The organism is Pseudodesulfovibrio halophilus DSM 5663 (genome assembly GCF_059568665.1).
In genome coordinates, this window is record NZ_JCANTV010000014.1 from 47229 (window position 1) to 64981 (window position 17753).

At 62.2% G+C, this 17753-nt stretch carries 16 protein-coding genes; 7 read left to right on the forward strand and 9 right to left on the reverse strand.

All coding sequences use genetic code 11. From position 1 onward, the window contains the following. Positions 1-64: 64 nt before the first annotated feature. Together glpK and BR24_RS13695 are read left to right on the forward strand one after the other, a co-directional pair. The gene (gene glpK / locus BR24_RS13690; RefSeq protein WP_496542042.1) at positions 65-1576 is read left to right on the forward strand and encodes a glycerol kinase GlpK; all 1512 of its coding nucleotides are present in this window, start codon (positions 65-67) and stop codon (positions 1574-1576) included. A gap of 55 nt (positions 1577-1631) precedes the next feature. Next, positions 1632-2426, forward strand: coding sequence for a hypothetical protein (locus tag BR24_RS13695; protein WP_496542043.1), 795 nt, complete (start codon positions 1632-1634; stop codon positions 2424-2426). 59 nt (positions 2427-2485) lie between these two features. On the opposite strand, the gene acs is transcribed toward BR24_RS13695, so the two are convergent. Continuing rightward, positions 2486-4405, reverse strand: coding sequence for an acetate--CoA ligase (gene acs / locus BR24_RS13700; RefSeq protein WP_496542044.1), 1920 nt, complete (start codon positions 4403-4405; stop codon positions 2486-2488). Positions 4406-4511: 106 nt separating this feature from the next. Beyond that, positions 4512-5381 carry a LytR/AlgR family response regulator transcription factor gene (locus BR24_RS13705; RefSeq protein ID WP_496542045.1) on the reverse strand — a complete coding sequence of 290 codons (870 nt, stop codon included), beginning with the start codon at positions 5379-5381 and terminating at the stop codon, positions 4512-4514. Between the two features lie 229 nt (positions 5382-5610). Here BR24_RS13705 and BR24_RS13710 point away from each other — a divergent pair, with 229 nt between their 5' ends. Genes BR24_RS13710 through BR24_RS13720 form a run of 3 tightly spaced genes read left to right on the forward strand, consistent with a single transcriptional unit; the run spans position 5611 to position 9216 of the window. Beyond that, positions 5611-6498 (forward strand): methylenetetrahydrofolate reductase, encoded by an 888-nt coding sequence (locus BR24_RS13710; RefSeq protein ID WP_496542046.1) that lies wholly within the window; start codon positions 5611-5613, stop codon positions 6496-6498. Positions 6499-6537: 39 nt separating this feature from the next. Next, entirely contained in the window at positions 6538-7281 is a 744-nt protein-coding gene (locus tag BR24_RS13715) for a metallophosphoesterase family protein (RefSeq protein ID WP_496542047.1), read from the forward strand. Positions 7282-7323: 42 nt separating this feature from the next. Next, positions 7324-9216, forward strand: a complete 1893-nt coding sequence (locus tag BR24_RS13720; RefSeq protein ID WP_496542048.1) for a molybdopterin-dependent oxidoreductase — start codon at positions 7324-7326, stop codon at positions 9214-9216. A 2-nt stretch (positions 9217-9218) separates the two neighbouring features. Here BR24_RS13720 and aat read toward each other — a convergent pair whose 3' ends face one another. The 5 genes from aat to BR24_RS13745 form a co-directional block, all read right to left on the reverse strand. Beyond that, positions 9219-9932, reverse strand: a complete 714-nt coding sequence (gene aat / locus BR24_RS13725; RefSeq protein ID WP_496542049.1) for a leucyl/phenylalanyl-tRNA--protein transferase — start codon at positions 9930-9932, stop codon at positions 9219-9221. A gap of 2 nt (positions 9933-9934) precedes the next feature. Continuing rightward, positions 9935-10324, reverse strand: coding sequence for an acyl-CoA thioesterase (locus BR24_RS13730; RefSeq protein ID WP_496542050.1), 390 nt, complete (start codon positions 10322-10324; stop codon positions 9935-9937). A gap of 7 nt (positions 10325-10331) precedes the next feature. Continuing rightward, complete coding sequence (clpA, locus tag BR24_RS13735; RefSeq protein ID WP_496542051.1) at positions 10332-12587, reverse strand: ATP-dependent Clp protease ATP-binding subunit ClpA; 2256 nt, start codon at positions 12585-12587, stop codon at positions 10332-10334. Between the two features lie 5 nt (positions 12588-12592). Then, positions 12593-12907: an ATP-dependent Clp protease adapter ClpS gene (gene clpS / locus BR24_RS13740; protein WP_496542052.1), complete on the reverse strand. Its 315-nt coding sequence runs from the start codon at positions 12905-12907 to the stop codon at positions 12593-12595. Positions 12908-12980: 73 nt separating this feature from the next. Then, positions 12981-13574, reverse strand: a complete 594-nt coding sequence (locus tag BR24_RS13745; RefSeq protein WP_496542053.1) for a class IV adenylate cyclase — start codon at positions 13572-13574, stop codon at positions 12981-12983. 38 nt (positions 13575-13612) lie between these two features. Here BR24_RS13745 and crcB point away from each other — a divergent pair, with 38 nt between their 5' ends. Beyond that, entirely contained in the window at positions 13613-13987 is a 375-nt protein-coding gene (crcB, locus tag BR24_RS13750) for a fluoride efflux transporter CrcB (RefSeq protein WP_496542054.1), read from the forward strand. A gap of 48 nt (positions 13988-14035) precedes the next feature. Continuing rightward, positions 14036-14374, forward strand: a complete 339-nt coding sequence (locus tag BR24_RS13755; RefSeq protein ID WP_496542055.1) for a DUF190 domain-containing protein — start codon at positions 14036-14038, stop codon at positions 14372-14374. On the opposite strand, the gene BR24_RS13760 is transcribed toward BR24_RS13755, so the two are convergent. Beyond that, a complete protein-coding gene (locus tag BR24_RS13760) occupies positions 14371-15444 on the reverse strand; it encodes a protein-glutamate methylesterase/protein-glutamine glutaminase (RefSeq protein WP_496542056.1) in 1074 nt (357 codons plus the stop codon). The two genes, BR24_RS13755 and BR24_RS13760, sit on opposite strands and share 4 nt — an antisense overlap. A 29-nt stretch (positions 15445-15473) precedes the next feature. Continuing rightward, complete coding sequence (locus tag BR24_RS13765; RefSeq protein ID WP_496542057.1) at positions 15474-17723, reverse strand: chemotaxis protein CheA; 2250 nt, start codon at positions 17721-17723, stop codon at positions 15474-15476. Between the last annotated feature and the right edge of the window lie 30 nt (positions 17724-17753).

Below are 17753 nucleotides of genomic sequence, written 5' to 3' on the forward strand. Positions count from 1 at the left end.
ATGACGCGGGGTCGCCCGCTGACGGATACGGTACATTCACTTCAGGACGAACCAAGGAGGAACCATGGCACAGTATGTCGGAGCCGTGGACCAGGGGACTACCAGCAGCCGATTCATCATTTTCGACAAGCGCGGCCGCATCGTCGCTCTGGACCAGAAGGAACACGAGCAGATATTTCCCAAGCCGGGCTGGGTCGAACATGACCCCATGGAGATCTGGCGCAACACGCAGGACGTGATAAAGGGCGCCCTCGCCAAAGCCGGGATCAAGGGCACCGACCTCGCCTCCATCGGCATCACCAACCAGCGCGAGACAGTGGTGGTCTGGGACGCCAACACGGGCAAGCCCTACTACAACGCCATCGTCTGGCAGTGCACCCGCACCCATGAAATCTGCAAGGAGCTCATGAAGGACGGCGGTCAGGACCGCTTCCGCGAAAAGACCGGTCTGCCCATCGCGACCTATTTCAGCGGCCCCAAAATCAAGTGGATCATGGACAACGTCCCTGAAGCGAAAAAGGCTCTGGAAGCCGGGACCGCCATGGTCGGCACCATGGAGACGTGGGTCATCTGGTGGCTCACCGGCGGCCCCAAGGGCGGCGCGCACGTCACCGACGTAACCAACGCCAGCCGCACCATGCTCATGGACCTCAAAACCCTGAAATGGGATCAGGAAATCCTCGACCTTCTGGGCATTCCCATGGGCTGCCTGCCGCGCATCGTACCATCTTCCGACGCCGACACATGGGGCCCCACCATGGAGGACGGCCCTCTCAAGGCCCGCGTTCCGGTCTGCGGCGCTCTCGGCGACCAGCAGGCCGCGCTCGTGGGGCAGACCTGCTTCGAGATCGGCGAGGCCAAGAACACCTACGGCACCGGCTGCTTCCTGCTGCTCAACACCGGCCACGAGCCCGTCATTTCCAAGAACGGCCTGATCACCACCGTGGCTTATCAGCGTAGTGACCGCAAGCCCGTCTACTGCCTCGAAGGCTCCATCGCCATCGCCGGCGCGCTGGTACAGTGGCTGCGCGACAACCTAGGCATGATCGACGACGCGCCCGAGGTGGAGGAGCTGGCCTCCCAAGTGGAGGACAGCGGCGGCGTGTACATCGTTCCGGCGTTTCAGGGCCTGTTCGCCCCCTACTGGCGACCCGACGCGCGCGGCGTCATGGTGGGGCTGACCCGATACGCCAACAAACACCATATCGCCCGCGCCGTGCTGGAGGCCAACGCCTACCAGACCAAAGACATCGTCGAAGCCATGAACAAGGACTCCGGCGTGGACCTCAAGGCCCTCAAAGTGGACGGCGGCATGGTGCAGAATGATCTGCTCATGCAGTTTCAGGCCGACGTGCTCGACGTGCCCGTGACCCGGCCCAAGGTGGCGGAGACCACCTGCCTGGGCGCGGCCTACGCTGCGGGCGTTGCGGTCGGATTCTGGGACAGTTTCCACGAGCTGCGCGAGAACTGGGCCGAAGACAAGACCTGGAAGCCCAACATGGACCCCGAAGCCCGGGCCAACGGCTACGCGGGCTGGCAAAAGGCCGTGGAACGAACCTACGGCTGGGAAGAATAACGACCATCAGGGGGGCGGTCCGACAGGACCGCCCCTTTCCCATGACAGCCCGAACATGCCCATACCGAACAATCTGATTCTGGGTCTCGCCGCAGGCTACCACTTCGGCGATCTGGCACCCTTTGTCCTCTCGTGGAAGGAAGCCGCGCCAGCTTCGCGACTTGTGCTTTTTACCAGCCCCACCACACGGCATACGGACCGGCTCCGGGAGCTTGGCGCGGAAGTCATCCCCTTCGAACGCCCCGCAGAGTTCGCGACCATCCCCTACAACGGCTACCGCTACCGGCTTTACCGGGATTATCTGCGCGCCAGCGACCTATCCTTCAAACGAATCCTGCTCACCGATGTCCGGGACGTTCTGTTTCAGACCGACCCCTTTGGCATTGCATGGCCTCATGGCATCAACGCAACGTTTGAAGGAGCCGACATGACCATCGGACAGTGCCCGCACAACAGTCACTGGGTGAAAAGTCACCTCGGCCCGCAGGCGCTGGACTTCCTGCGAGATGAACCCATTTCCTGCTCCGGCACCACAGTCGCCGATCAGGACACCATGTTGGAATACCTCGACGCCATGATCGAACGCTCGGCGGGATTCACCCCCGGAAACAACATGGCGGGATTCGATCAGGCAATTCATAACATATTGATCAGAAAGGATTTCGATTCAAGAACGACTTTTCACGACAACTCCGGGCCGATTCTCACGTTGGGCTATCACCCCGGTGAACCGGAGCGTGACGAGGCTGGGATGGTGCTCAATGCTTCCGGAAAGCCTGCGGCCATCGTGCATCAGTATGATCGAAAGCCGGAGCTGTTCCGGTATGTGCGTCGGCGATTCACGAAATAGCGGTTTCGTGAAAGCGCAGAAAAGCCCCGGTCCGTTGCGGATCGGGGCTTTCGTTTTGATCAGGAATCGTCTTCCATTCCGGTGAGGTCGCCTATCTCGGTGCCTGTTTCCTCGGCCTTGAGCACTCGGCGCATGATCTTTCCGGACCGTGTCTTGGGCAGCTTCCTGCGGAATTCTATGGACTTGAGCACAGCCACCGGACCGAGTTCATTGCGGATGTGCCGCTTGAGGTCCTTGATGAGCTCGTCGTCTTCCTCCGCGCCGGATCGCACCACGACGAATGCCTTGGCGGCCTCGCCCTTGATGGTGTCCGGCACGCCGATGACGGCTGCTTCGGTCACATCGCGATGCGCCCCGAATGCGGCCTCCAGTTCGGCGGAGCCCACACGGTGGCCCGCGATGTTGATCACGTCGTCCGCTCGGCCCTGAATCCAGATGTAGCCGTCCTCATCGCGCCGCGCCACATCCCCCGCAAAGTAGCATCCGGGGACCTTTTCGAAGTATTCGCGGTAGCGGTCCTCGTCGTTCCACAGCCCGGTCATCATGGCGGGCCACGGCTCGCGAATCACCAGCAGGCCGCCCTTGCCCGCCTCCACGGAATTTCCCTCTCGGTCCACGACGTCCGCCTTCACGCCCGGCAAGGGCTTGGTCACCGATCCGGGCTTGAGCAGCGAGATAGGCAGCGGGCTGATCATGAACATGCCGGTCTCAGTCTGCCACCAGGTGTCGATGACAGGACATTCGCTTCGGCCGATGTTCTTGTAGAGCCATGTCCACGCCTCGGGGCTGATGGGCTCGCCCACCGATCCGAGCAGGCGCAGGCTCGACAGGTCGTGCCGCTTGGTGTGCTGCACCCCGAACCGCATGAGCATTCTGATGACCGTGGGCACGGTGTAGAAAATGCTGATGCCGTACTTGGCCACGATGTTCCAGAGCCGATCGGCCTGCGGATAGTTCGGATGCCCCTCGTAGATGACGGTGGTGGTCCCAGCCAGAAGAGGCCCGTAGACAACGGCGCTGTGGCCCGTGACCCAGCCGGGGTCCGCAGTGCACCAGAAGATGTCCGTGGGCTTTACGTCGAAGACGGTGGTCAGGGTGCGATGAACGCCCACCATATAGCCGCCGTGGCAGTGCACGATACCCTTGGGCTTGCCCGTAGTGCCGGAGGTGTACATGAGGAAAAGCGGCTCGTGCGACTCCATGACCTCGGTGGGCGCGGTGTTGCGCTCCTGGCGGACAAGGTCCTCGTACCAGAAGTCACGGCCGTCCACCATGTCCACGCCGACCTTGGTGCGTCGCACCACCACCATGGATTCCACGCAGTCGGCGCAGGCGCCCACGAGAGCCTCGTCCACGGTATCCTTGAGGCGCAGCACCTGCCCGTTGCGATAGAAGCCGTCGGCGGTGATGACCGCCTTGGCCTGCGCGTCGTTGATGCGCTGGCGCAGGGCCTTGGCCGAGAATCCGGCGAAGACAACGGAATGCACCGCGCCGATCTTGGCGGCGGCAAGCATGGCCACCACGGTCTCCGGCAGCGGCGGCATGTAGACCACCACGCGGTCGCCCTTCTGCACGCCGAGGGTGCGCAGGGCGTTGGCGAAGCGGTTCACCTCGCGGTAGAGCTCAAAATAGGTATATTTCCTCGAATCGCCCGGCTCGCCTTCCCAGATGAGCGCCAGCTTGTTCTTGTTGGCGGTCTCGATGTGACGGTCGAGGCAGTTGTAGACGATGTTGCAGCGCGCTCCGGGAAACCAGCGGTAGAACGGCTTTCTGGAATCGTCCAGCACGCGGTCCCAGCGCTTGAACCAGTCGAGCTCGTCCGCCGCCTCTTCCCAGTATCCCAACGGATCGTACTCGGACTGGCGACGCGCGGCCCCCAGCTCCTGCGGATTGACGTTGGCCTCGATCACGAGCTGCGGCAGGGGACGAAAGACGCGCTCTTCCTGCAACAGGCTGTCGAGGGTTTCGAAACGATCCATATTTCCTCCTCGCGCGGCCTCAGGTGGTCCGCGAGTCTGTTTCAACACAACCGGGCCGCCAACACCCGCCCTATTCGGTGAGCGGATGCCCGGACCGGATGAACGGTCAAAGCCCCAGAATCTGCTTGAGTTCGGCTATGCGCCTGCGGCTTATGGGCAGCTCGATGCGTGTGCGCCCGGTGGTCCGCAGCATGAAGTTGCTGCCCGGCATACTGGCTATCTCGGTGACCGTATCCAGATTCACCAGATATTTGCGGTGCACCCGGAAAAAGCCGAACGGTTTCAACCGGTCTTCGAGATGCTTGAGGCGGTAGTTCGTGAGAAGTTTCTGATTGGCGGTGTGCACGTAGGAATAGTCCTCGTACGCCTCGATGAAGATTATCTGCGAATAGGGAATGAGTATGACCCGGCCGTCCTGATTGACCGCCAGCTTCTCCAGTTCCGGCCCGCGACTCTGGGACTCGTCCCATGCCTGCCTGAGCGCGGCGAGAAAATGGTCCTGCTCGTCCTCACCGAGAGGGAGCTGAACCGTGGCCTCGTCAGCGGCGTTGCCGTCATCCGGGGAGTCCTCCCAGTGCTCCGGCTCCGGCACTTCCCGGTACTTGGTCTTGAAATCGGACAGCCGGTCGATGGTCCGGGCGAGGCGTCCGCTGGCTGGGGGCCAGAGCAGATAATCCGTGGCCCCGAGCTCGAAGGCGGCGTAGGCCTGCTGCTCGGATTCGGAAATGAAAATAAGGGCGGGCCGGTTCTTACGCCCGGCCAGCATCTGCGCCAGTTCGATGCCGTCGGCCCTGCCGGGCAGGTCGGTACCGAGAAAGAACGCTCCGTAAGGAATGGCATCCAGCAGCTCAAGCGCCTCGAACGCCTCGACTGCCTCTCCCACCACTTGCAGGAAAGACACCTCGGCCAACTGCGACCGAAGTTCGGCCCGCACCTGCGCGTCTGGATGAATCAGCAGAGTCTTCAGCTTTGGCATGACCGCAACACCGGAGCTTCATTCACTATTCGAAACCCCGCCTCCCACTGTATCCCTACCGGGATTTGCCTCTGTTCGCAAGCATCCGGCCCGCCAGAGGATCACGGCTTCTTCAAATGCCTTTCTCTTCCTCCTTCCGTACAGGCTTGACTTTCTGTGCACACGCATATAAATGATTAAATCAAGATATCTCAATATAAACATTTAAGCATACACTTTCGGAGGAGCCATGCTTATTCACGAAGCCTGCCGGAACTCGTGCCGCACCGACGGCCCGTTCATTTCACTGGAATTTTTTCCCCCGCGCAGGCCGGAACTCATGCCGAAGCTGCTGGAGTCCGCCGAGAAGCTCAAAACCCTCCAGCCGCTCTTTGCGGCAGTCACCTGCGGTGCCGGAGGCGGCGGCGCCACCGGAACCCTCGAAACCGCCGCGAAGCTCTCCGACATCCTCGGCTTCACGGTCATGCCGCATCTCACCTGCGTGCACCATACTCCCGAATCCGCGCGTGAGGCCGTGCGGGCGCTCAAGGGCATGGGCATCCGCAACGCCCTCGCGGTTCGCGGCGATCTTCCCGAAGGGATGGACGCCGCTCCAGAGGAGCTCCGACACGCCACCGACCTCGTTACAATCATACGACAGGAAGCCCCGGAAATGGCCGTGGGCGTTGCAGCGTATCCGGACATTCATCCGGAATCCGAGACTGCGCAGCACGACGTCGAGATGCTTAAATTCAAGCTCGACAACGCCGAGTTCGGCGTGACCCAACTCTTTTTCGACAACCGGCGCTACTTCGATCTCGTGGAACGGCTGGAAGGCATGGGCTGCGCCAAACCGATCATTCCCGGCGTACTCCCCATCCGCTCGCTCGGGCAGATCCGGCGGCTCATGACGCTTTGCAGCACCCCCATTCCCGGAGACCTGCTCTCGTCCATCGAGAAGGCCCACGAACAGGGTGGCGACGAGGCCGTCCGTGAACTCGGACTGAACCACGCCGCGCGGCAGCTTCGAGACCTCGCGGCAAACGGCGCGCCGGGAATCCACCTCTACCCGTTCAATCAGGCCGAGCTGTGCCTCGAACTGGCACAGCGGGCCGGACTTTTGTCCCAATCCCCGTAAGGTGTTGCCCGCGCGGTCCGGAGAAGCTATCGTTGCCGAATGAAGAAATCACGCCGCATAGCGGTCATGTCCGACATTCACGGCAATCTGGAGGCCTTCCGGACCGTGCTGGGCGACATCGACAGCCTCGGGATTGAACACATCGTCAATCTCGGAGACATCGTGGGCTACGGCCCCGACCCACAGGCCTGCGCCGACCTCGTGCGCGAACGCAACATCGAAACGGTCATGGGCAACCACGAGCAGGGGCTGATAAACCAGATGTACCTGTCGAGATTCAACCCAATCGCCCGCGACATGCTGCTCAAGACCCGCGCACTGCTCGACGATGAGACCGTGCAGTGGCTCATCACACGGCCCAAGAGCCTCAGCTTCGACGACATGCGTTTCGTACACGGCACCCCCCCCGATCTGGTGGGCGACTACCTATGGAAATACAAGGACCGCTACGGCGACTTGCGGCACGCCTTTCCCGAGCGCGTGTGCTTCGTGGGTCATACCCATGAATTGCGGCACATCGCCCTCGGCAAAGAAAGGGCTTGCTGCCGCAAGCTCTGCGCCGGAACCGTGACCCTCTCGGCCGACGCGCGGCACATTGTCAACGCTGGAGCCGTGGGACAGCCTCGCGGCAACGGCCCGGACGCGAAGTATGTCATCTACGACCCAGCCTCCGGCGAGCTTGAAACCAGATTTCTGCCCTACGACACGGAAACCACGGCCGGGAAAATCCGCCGGGCAGGATTCCACCCCGCGCTCGCCGAACGGGTTCTCAGGGGTTGCTAGACCGCACTTGACCGCCCGGAGAAAATTCCACATCCTCCGCGGATGAAACACAGTGCATGCACCTTCGACTGTCCGGACAGCTGCTCGTGGCTGGTGGACGCTGACGCGCAAAAGATTCGCGGCAATCCCGAGCATCCCTTCACCAGCGGCTTTGCCTGTCCCAAAGGACAGCGCATATTCCGGCGCATAGAGGCCGAAGATCGCATCACCACTCCGCTGTTGCGCCGCGGCAGCCATTTCGAGCCCGTGGGCTGGAATGAAGCGCTCGCGCTGTGCGCGGAAAAACTGAACGCGATTCAGGATAATCCGAAAAAGGCGCTGCATCTGCGCGGGTTCGGATACCGCGGCGTACTCGGCATGGCCAGCGTCGCCTTCTTCAACGCATTCGGCGCGACCCGCACCCACGGCTCTCTCTGCGACGACACCGGCATCGCCGCCTGCGAAGCGGACTTCGGAGTGCTTGCCCACAACGACCCGTCCGACATCCCCAACGCCCGCCGCATCGTGAACTGGGGCAAGGACTTCAATCGCAGCTCCATCCATACCGCGGCACTCGTGAAGCAGGCTCGAAAAAACGGCGCTTCGGTCCTGACGGTTTCCATCGGCGGCGACGAGACAGCCTCTCTCTCCGATACCGTCATCCGCATCCGCCCCGGCACGGATCGTTTTCTGGCCGCCGCCGTTCTGGCCCTGCTGCTTCGCGAAGACCGGGTCAGTGAAGCCATGCTCGCCCGGTGCGCCAACGGAGCCGAGTTTACGCGTCTGGTCAGGGAGCAGGACATCACCACGCTCTGCCGGGCCTGCGACGTTTCCCCAGACGCGGTGCGCACGCTGGCGGAATGGTATGCCGACGAGGCTCCCCTGACCTCCATCATCGGCTGGGGGCTGCAGCGGCACCTGCACGGGGGCGAGGCCGTGCGGTTCATCAACGCGCTGTCAGTGCTCTCCGGACATATCGCCTCACGGGGCAACGGCGTCTACTACAACATCTCCTCCAACAGGAACTTCACCAAATGGAAGGCCGACGGCCCCCATGACGGCCCGACGCGGAGCTTTCTCGTGCCGCAACTGGCTCGTGAACTGGAAAATGCCGAGCCTGCCGTGGATTTCTGCTGGATAGACGGTTTCAACCCCGCCAATCAGGTGCCGGACGCCGTGGCAGCAGCCCGCGCCATTAAACGCATCCCCTTTACCGTATGCGTGGAGGCGTTCATGACCGACACCGCCATGCGAGCGGACCTGATCCTGCCGCCCGCGCTGACCATGGAGCGCGAGGATATCCTCGGCTCCGCCCTGCACAACTATGTGAACCACTCCGCCAAGGTGGTGGAACCGCGCGACGAGGCCCGGTCCGACTTCGAAGTCCTGCGCGAACTGGGCTCAAGGTTGACCACCCCAATCACATTCCCCGATGCGGAAACATGCCTTCGCAGCTCGCTCCAAGGCTCCGGCATCGACCTTGATGAGTTGCGCAAAACAGGATTCGCACGGAGCAACTGGCCGCAGATTGCCTTTGAGGATCTCCGTTTCGGCCACGAAGACGGCCTGTACCGGTTGCCGGAGGCGCTCTCCGATGCACGCGGACGCGACGCGAACTATCCGCTGACGCTCATGACGCTGGTACGCCGCGAGGCCATCCACTCACAGATTCCGGAAGAAGACCAGACGGAACTCCTGACCGCACGAATCTCGCCCGAGAACCCGTTGCGCAAGGGGCTGAACACGGACGACCCCGCCCTGCTGGAAACAGCGGCCGGGAGCATGCGTGTGATGGTGAAGGTGGAGGAGGGCATCCACCCCGAGGCCGTCATCGTGCGCCGGGGCGGCTGGATGCGTCACGGCAGGAATCCCAACGCCGTCATTGCGGATCATGTCACGGACATGGGCGGCGGCGCAGCCTATTACAGCCAGCGCTGCACATTGAAGAACGGGTAGATTCAGTTTCGGGAGGGAGCGTCCGCAGCGTCTTCGCAAAAGTTCCAGTGCCCTTCTCTCGTGGGCTTGCGGACCGCCTTGTCGAGCATCTCGCGGAAGCGGTATCGCGGCACTTCCCGCGCGCCGAAGCGGAGCAGGTGGTCCGTGGTCTGCTGACAGTCCACGAAGTCGAATCCCCACCGCTCCAGCTGACGAACCAGCGTCACAAAGGCGGCCTTGGACGCATCCGGGCAACGGAAGAACATGGACTCTCCGAAAAAGGCCGAGCCGATGGAGATGCCATAGAGTCCTCCGACCAATTCATCGCCGCACCACGCCTCCACGGAGTGCGCATAACCCAGATCATGCAGGAGGGTGTAGGCCTCGACCATCTCCGGAACCAGCCAGGTCCCTTCCTGATCGGGCCTCGGCGTCTCCGCGCAGGCGGCTATGACCGAGCGGAAGTCGCGGTCGAGAGTGAAGGTGTAGCAGCCGCGATTCAGGGTTCGACGAAGGCTTTTAGGGACATGAAGCTCGGAGGGGATGAGTATCAGGCGTGGACTGGTGGACCACCACAGGATAGGCGAATCCTCGGCGTACCAGGGAAAAATGCCGTTGGCGTAGGCGGTGAGCAGACGCGTCACAGACAGGTCGCCGCCCACGGCGAGCAACCCGTCCGGCTCCGCTTCGTCCGGGTCGGGAAACACTGGATCCTCGAACAGCCGGTAGATCGCCAAAGTCAGCCTCCGACGGTCAGCGAGTGCGCATCCGGCTCTGGCAGCGGCGTCTTCCTGCCATTTTCATCCAGACGCACGAACACGACCTTGGTTTCGAAGATGAACTTTTCCTCCGTACCGCCGGGCTCGTCGCCGTAGACGCGAACCCGGTAGGTCACGGAAGTGGTCCCCTGCTTTTCACGCTCCACGTTGAAGCGGACGATGGCACCGCAAGATATGCGCGCGCGAAACTGCACCTCGTCCATGGCCACGGTGACCATGGTGCACCCCCGGTAGTCGAGGGAGCAGAACAGCCACGCGAACTCGTCCACCCATTTGAGGACGATGCCCCCGAAGAGATACCCGTGATGATTCAGGTGCTCCGGGCGCACCACCCTGTAATTGTCAACCATGTCCGCCCTAGTAGCTGAACGTGAATTCGTCGTTGACGAAATCGACCTGCACGATGCCGCCCTTCATGAGTTTGCCGAAGAGCAGTTCGTCCGCCAGCGGGTCCTTGATTTCGCGCTGAATGGTGCGACCCATGGGACGCGCGCCGAAAGCCGGGTCATGCCCGAGCTTCGCCAGCTGCGTCCGCGCCGCAGGGGCCAGTTCCACGGTAACTCGCCGCTCGGCCAGCTGACCGTTCAGTTCGTCGATGAACTTGTCCACGATGCGCTCCATGACCCAGTTTTCCAGCGAATCGAACTGCACGATGGAGTCGAGACGGTTGCGGAACTCGGGAGTGAAGAGCTTCTCCACGGCCTTGAGCGCGCCGGACTTGCGGTCGTCGTCCTCGTTGCGGGTAAAACCGATGGCGCCCTTGGACATTTCCCGCGCGCCCGCATTGGAGGTCATGAGCAGGATCACATGCCGGAAGTCCGCCTTGCGGCCGTTGTTGTCCGTCAGCGTGGCGTAGTCCATGACCTGCAACAGGATGTTGAACACGTCCGGGTGCGCCTTTTCGATCTCGTCGAAGAGCACCACGCAGTGCGGCTGCTTGCGGATTCCCTCGGTGAGCAGGCCACCCTGATCGAAGCCAACGTAGCCCGGAGGCGCGCCAATGAGCCGCGCCACGGCGTGCTTTTCCATATACTCGGACATGTCGAAGCGCAGGAAGCCGACGTCGAGCTTGTCCGCCAGCTGGCGGGCCAATTCGGTCTTGCCCACGCCGGTGGGACCGGTGAGCAGGAAGCTGCCCACGGGCCGTCCCGGCTGCTTCATGCCCGCGCGGGCTCGCTTTATGGACTTGGAAAGCTGGTCCACGGCGTTGTCCTGCCCGAAGACCACGCCCTTGAGTTCGCTCTCGAGGTTCTTCAGGCGCGTGCGGTCGTCGCCGCTGAGACGGCGGGCCGGGATGCGGGCCATGCGCGCGATGATCTTCTCGATGTCCGAGATGGTGATCTTGTCGCCCTTGCGCCTCGTGCGGCCCAGCTTGTAGAGCGCGCCCGCCTCGTCCATCACGTCGATGGCCTTGTCGGGCAGATGGCGCTCCGTCAGGTGACGCGAGGAGAGCTCGGCCGTGGCCTTGAGCACCGGCAGGGTGTAGGTCACGCCGTGGTACTCTTCATAGCGGGGCTTGAGCCCCTTGAGGATGTCCACGGTCTCGTCAACCGACGGCTCCGGCAGCTCGATCTTCTGGAACCGGCGCGACAGGGCGCGGTCCTTCTCGAAATGATTCTTGTATTCCTCGTAGGTGGTGGAGCCGATGCAACGGATTTCGCCAGACGCGAGGAACGGCTTGAGGATGTTGGAGGCATCCATGCTGCCGCCGCTCACGGAACCGGCGCCCACGATGGTGTGAATCTCGTCCACGAACAGGATGGCGTCCTTGCGCGGCTTCAGCTCTGCCAGCACGGCCTTGAGCCGCTTCTCGAAATCGCCGCGATACTTGGTGCCCGCCAGCAGCGCACCCATATCCAGCGCCCAGACCTCTGCGCCGAGGAATTCCTTGGGGACGTTGCCTTCGACGATGTGCAGGGCCAGTCCTTCGGCCATGGCGGTCTTTCCCACGCCGGGGTCACCCACGTAGATGGGGTTGTTCTTGCGACGGCGGGAGAGCACCTGAACCGTACGCTCAAGCTCGGCCTGTCTGCCTATGAGCGGGTCTATGAGGCCCTGCGCGGCGCGTTCGGAAAGATTGGTCGCGAACTCCTCCAGCGCGCCCTTCTTTTCATCACCCTTTGGCTCGGCCTCTTCGGCGGGGTCCCCCACGCGCTCGGGGAACCACGGACGGGGGTCCTCGTCGACGCCGTGCGAGATGTAATCCAGCACTTCGAGGCGAGAAACGTCGTGCGTCCTCAGGAAGTAGACCGCGTAGGAGTCCTCCTCGTCAAACATGGCCGCAAGCACGTCGCCCACGTCCACCACGTCGCGTCCGGCAGCCTTCTTCTGCCACACGGCGCGCTGGAGCACGCGGCGCACGCCGAGCGTCTGCACGACCTCGGTCTCCACCTCCACGGGCAGGGACTCCATATTCTGGTCGAAGAACACCCCGAGCTGCTCACGCAGTTCGGTGACGTCCGCACCGCAGGACGTGAGTATTTCCACGCCCGATTCCTCGTTGGCGATGGCGAACAAAAGATGTTCCAGGGTGAGGAACTCGTGATTCCTCTCCTTGACTTCGTTGACCGCGCCCGTCAGGGCGCTCTCTAAGGCCTTACTCAGCATGGTCATAGCCGTTATTCCTTCTCCATGGTGCATTTGAGCGGGAATCCCGCACCACGGGCGAGCCGGTGAACCATGTCCACCTTGGTCTCGGCCACTTCCGCCGTGTACAAGCCGCAGACACCCACTCCTTCGTGGTGGACCGCCAGCATGATGCGTGTGGCCTCGGCCTCGCTTTTGTGGAACACCTTCGTCAGAATTTCCACAACGAAATCCATGGTGGTGTAATCATCATTGTGCAGGAGCACCTTGTACCGGGACGGCTCCTTCACCTCGTGCCGTTCGAGCACTTCCGACTCGAATCCGTCCCCGGTGTACTTTCTGCCCATTGTAAACGCTCCGTATCAAACTTTTTCAGCTTCAATATAAATACGCCCGCGCCGCATGTCGAGGGGCATCTGCTCAAGTTTCCGTTTCTTCCAGAAGACGCGCCCGCTCGTCCTCGTCAAAGACGAAGCTCTCCTGTAGCGGCAGACCTTTTTGCTCAATCATTTCCAGATTGAGGGCGTGATACGTCAGCAGGCAGGCCTCACAGACATCAAGCCCGATCCGCTTCGCGCAGGCTTCGATGCCTTCCTCATCCCCTTCAACTTCGGCAAAGTTGCCGAAAGGCAGGGTGTCGAGACAGACCGCACAGCCACCCAAACGCCACTTCTCCCGGACCTTCTCGTAGGCAAAGGCGACACGGTATCCGAGAGCCTCCAGACAGTCACGCATGGCCTCGAAGTCGCCCACCGGCGTCTCGTGTTCTTCAAACACCTTCACGACATCCGACTCCCCCTTTCCCGGAGGGACCTTGACGGTCAGCACCGCGCTGTCTCCCTTGCGGCGCAGCCGGAGCAGCTTGCCTGCGGCCTTCAGATCGCGCCCGGGGGTATCGAAGACGATATTGGATTCAAACCACCTGCCGATCCGCAGGGCTCCTTCCGCCTGAAGGCGATCCCGCACGGCGCCGTGGTCCGCTTCCCTGTATTTGAGTTCCTTTTCGAGTGCCACTTTGCTTTCTCCCGGGCCGGTGCTACAAACCGCTCATGATGAAGAAGATACTTCTCATTGCAGCGGGTGGCGCCGCCGGCTCCATTTGCAGATATTACGCTGCGGGGCTGGCCCAGCGTCTGGCCGGGACCGGTTTCCCCGCAGGGACCTTTGCCGTGAACATGGTCGGCTGCCTGCTCTTCGGCGCGGTCTGGGGGTTCTTCGAAAGCCGCATCGGCCTCGGCGGGGACCTGCGCCTGCTTGTGCTTACCGGTTTTCTGGGCGCATTCACCACGTTTTCGACGTTCATGTTCGAGTCGGCACAGCTGGCAAAGGCCAGCCAGATCGCCATGGCCGCGCTGAACATCGGGGGACAGGCGGCCGTGGGGCTGCTGCTCGTCTTCGGCGGCATGGCCCTTGGCAGACTGTTGTAGAGAAATACGGACCGCCCTTCAAGCGGGCCGCAGCAGACGGAGGTAGACATGCATCTTCCGGCTCAGGCGGAACGGCTCAGGATTTTCATAGGAGAAGCGGACCGCCATGGCGGCAGGCTGCTTTCCGAGGTGATAGTGGAAGAGGCCCGCAAGGCCGGACTGGCCGGGGCCACGGTACTTCGCGGCATCATGGGATACGGAGCCAACAGCCGGGTGCGCTCCTCGAAGATACTGCGGCTCTCGGAAGACCTGCCGCTTGTCATCGAGATAGTGGATACACCCGAAAAGATCGACAGCTTCCTCGAAACGCTCGACCGCATGGTGACTGAAGGCCTGGTGACCCGGGAGCCGGTCGAGGTGATGTTCTACCGGCACTCGGCCGACTAGCGGCACATGCTGACGACCTCGGCCGCGATGCGACCGAGCGGCAACACCTTGTGCACCCCACCGGTCTTGATGGCTTCCTGAGGCATGCCGAAGACCACGCAAGTGGCTTCGTCCTGGGCGATGGTGTAGGCGCCGGTGTCGAAGAGTTCACGCATTCCCTTGGCGCCGTCATCCCCCATGCCGGTCATGATGGCGGCGACGACGTTCTTGCCTCCGTACCGGGCTCCGGAACGGAACAACACGTCCACCGAAGGTCTGTGGCGGGAAACAAGCGGCCCGTCCTTGATCTCCACGTAATACTTGGCCCCGCTCCGCTTGAGCAGCATGTGCTTGTTGCCCGGCGCGATGAGCGCCTGCCCACGCTGCATGGGCGAACCGTCCACGGCTTCCTTGACGCTGATGTCGCAGATACCGTCGAGCCGTTGCGCAAAAGCAGCGGTGAAATGCTCCGGCATGTGCTGGACGATGGCCACGGGCGGGCAGTTGGCAGGCAGGGCCTCCAGAAACACGCGAAGCGCTTCGGTTCCGCCGGTGGATGCGCCGATCAGGGCGATCTTTTCGGTTTTCTGAACCGGAGAGCTCCCCCGCGACGCGGGGATCACGGCATCCGCATCCAGTTTGGGCTGCGGCTTGAGCGGCTGTACCGGCGGACGCGCCTTGCGGCGGCGGGTCATGGCGGCGGCCTTCACCGCATCAACGAAACGGATTCGCGATTCCTCAAGAAACTTCTTGGTGCCGACCTTGGGCTTGGAAATGATTTCCACCGCGCCGTACTCAAGAGCCTTGAGCGCGTTTTCGCCCCCCTCTGCCGCCATTGAAGAGCAGATCACCACCGGGATGGGGTGCTGCTTCATGATCTTGCGCAGGAAGGTCAGCCCGTCCATGCGGGGCATCTCGATGTCCAGCGTTATGACGTCCGGAACTTCCCTGCGGATCTTTTCCGCAGCGGCAAAGGGATCGACAGCGGTCCCCATGACCTCGATGGCCGGGTCCGATTCGAGAATACTCTGAAGTGTCTGGCGGACAACCGCTGAGTCGTCGACGATGAGAACGCGAATCTTCTTGTTCATATGCCTGTCACCGTATGGCGGTAGGTGGTTTAGTTGAGGCTGGACTCCGCCACTATCCGGCGCACCAGCCTCGGGATGTCGAGTATGAGAGCAATGGAGCCGTCTCCCTTGATGGTGGCTCCCGAAATGCCTTCCACGTCCTTGTACACCCGGCTGAGACTCTTGATGACCGTCTGATGCTCGCCGATAACCGTATCGACCACTATGCCGATGCGGCTGCCCTCGACGCCAGTGATGACGATCTGCTCGATGGGCGGACTTTCGCCCTCGACTTCGAAGAACTCCCTGAGGTGCACGTAGGGGACGATCTCGCCCCGCAGATACATGATGCGCTGACCTGACTCGTCCTCGTTGCGATCCACGTTGGACAGCTCCACGCATTCCTCCACGAGGGAGAGCGGGATGACGTAGTATTCGTTCTCCACGCGCACCTGCAATCCGTCGATGATGGCCAGCGTCAGCGGCAGGCGCACCGTGATGGTGGTGCCCTTGTCCGGGGCGCTGTCTATGTCGATGGTGCCACGCAGGCTGTCTATGGCCCGCTTGACGACGTCCATGCCCACGCCGCGACCGGAGACGTTGGTCACCTTTTCGGCGGTGGAGAAGCCAGCCTCGAAGATGAGCTTGAAAATCTCCTTGCGGCTCAGGTCGGCATCGGGGGTGATCAGTTCGCGCTCAATGGCCTTGGCCTTGATGGACTCGGGGTCCATGCCCTTGCCGTCATCCGTGATGCGGATCAGCACCTCGCCGCCCGAATGTTCCGCGGAGAGCAGGATCATGCCGCCTCTGGGCTTGCCTTTGCCCTCGCGCTCTTCGGGCTGTTCTATGCCGTGGTCTATGCTGTTTCGCAGCAGATGCACGAGGGGGTCGTTCAACCGCTCGATGACCGTCTTGTCCAGCTCGGTCTCCGCGCCGTTGGTGGAAAGAGTGATTTCCTTGCCGAGGTCGGCGGAGAGGTCGCGAACCAGCCTGCGGAACTTGCTGAAGGTGGTGCCGATGGGGAGCATCCTGATACCCAGGGTGGAATCCCTCAGCTCGTCGGAAAGCCGCTCCAGCTCCTCGGAAAGCGCCGTAAGGGTCGGATCGGAGCGCTCACTGACCATCTGGGATATCTGGGCCTGAACGATGACCAGCTCACCCACCAGATCCACGAGATAGTCCAGCTTCTCGGCCGCCACCCGAATGCTGGAAACGGCCTCCTGCCGTTGCTTGGTGGCTACCGTCTCGCGGCTCTTCTTCTGGTCCTTGACCGCATTGTCAACGTCCTCGGCCTTTACCACGCCCTTGCGGACAAGGATTTCGCCGAGGCGATCACTCTCCTCACGCTCCTCCTCTTCCATGGCGGAAGACTTGGGGGGCTCGGCAGCCGCGGAAGGCTCTGCCGCAGGCGCCTCTGGCGCTTCCGGCTCGTCAGCGGCCGAAGCAGCCTCGGGTTCGACGGTCTCGAGTTCTGCAGGCTCTTCCGACGTTCCCGGCTCCTGCGACTCCTCCTGCTCCTGAACAACGGGCGCCGCGGGGGCAGGAATCTCGCCCTCGGATGCGTATTCCGTCACATCGAGATCGATGTCGGCGTCGGTGAACAGGAAAATATCCTGAATGTCGTCTTCACCCCTGTCCGTGTCCAGCCGAATTTCCCAGCCCTGCACGCCGGGCACGTCGCCGGGTTCCACGCGGACCATCATGGTTCCGATCCGCTCCAGTTCCGAAAGGATCGGCTCCAGGGTCTCGCGTTCTGCGGCGCCTTCGGTCCGCGGCGCGATCCGAAGGATGAAATGCTTGAGGTCCGACTGCGGCTCGGCCTCTGCGGGCTCCTCCGGAGAGACTTCCTCGGGGACCTGCGCCTCTTCGGCCGGGGATTCGGAGGGAGCCTCGGCGGGGGCGGTATCCTCAACAGGTTCACCAGCCACAAGCCGCTTCAAGCCGGCAAGGATCGACTCCATCTCCTCCGGATCGACTTCCGTTTCGGAGCCGGCATTGTCGAGCATCTTCTGAATCTGGTCCCGAGCACGGAACACGAGGCTGATGAGGTCAGTGCTGACGCCCAGCTCCTCCGCACGCACAAGGTCCAGCACCGTTTCCACCTCGTGAGTGAACTCCGCGATATCGTCGAAGCCGAACATGGAGCCCGACCCCTTGATGGTGTGCAACGTTCTGAACACCCGGTTGACGAGGTCCATATCCTCCGGGCTTTCTTCGAGCTCCAGCAGCGCGCCTTCCAGTTCTCCCAGAAGGTCGTAGGCTTCCTCTTTGAATATCTGCCGGTTCAGATCGTCGGACATCAGGACAGGCTCCTTGAAGCGTGGCTTGGG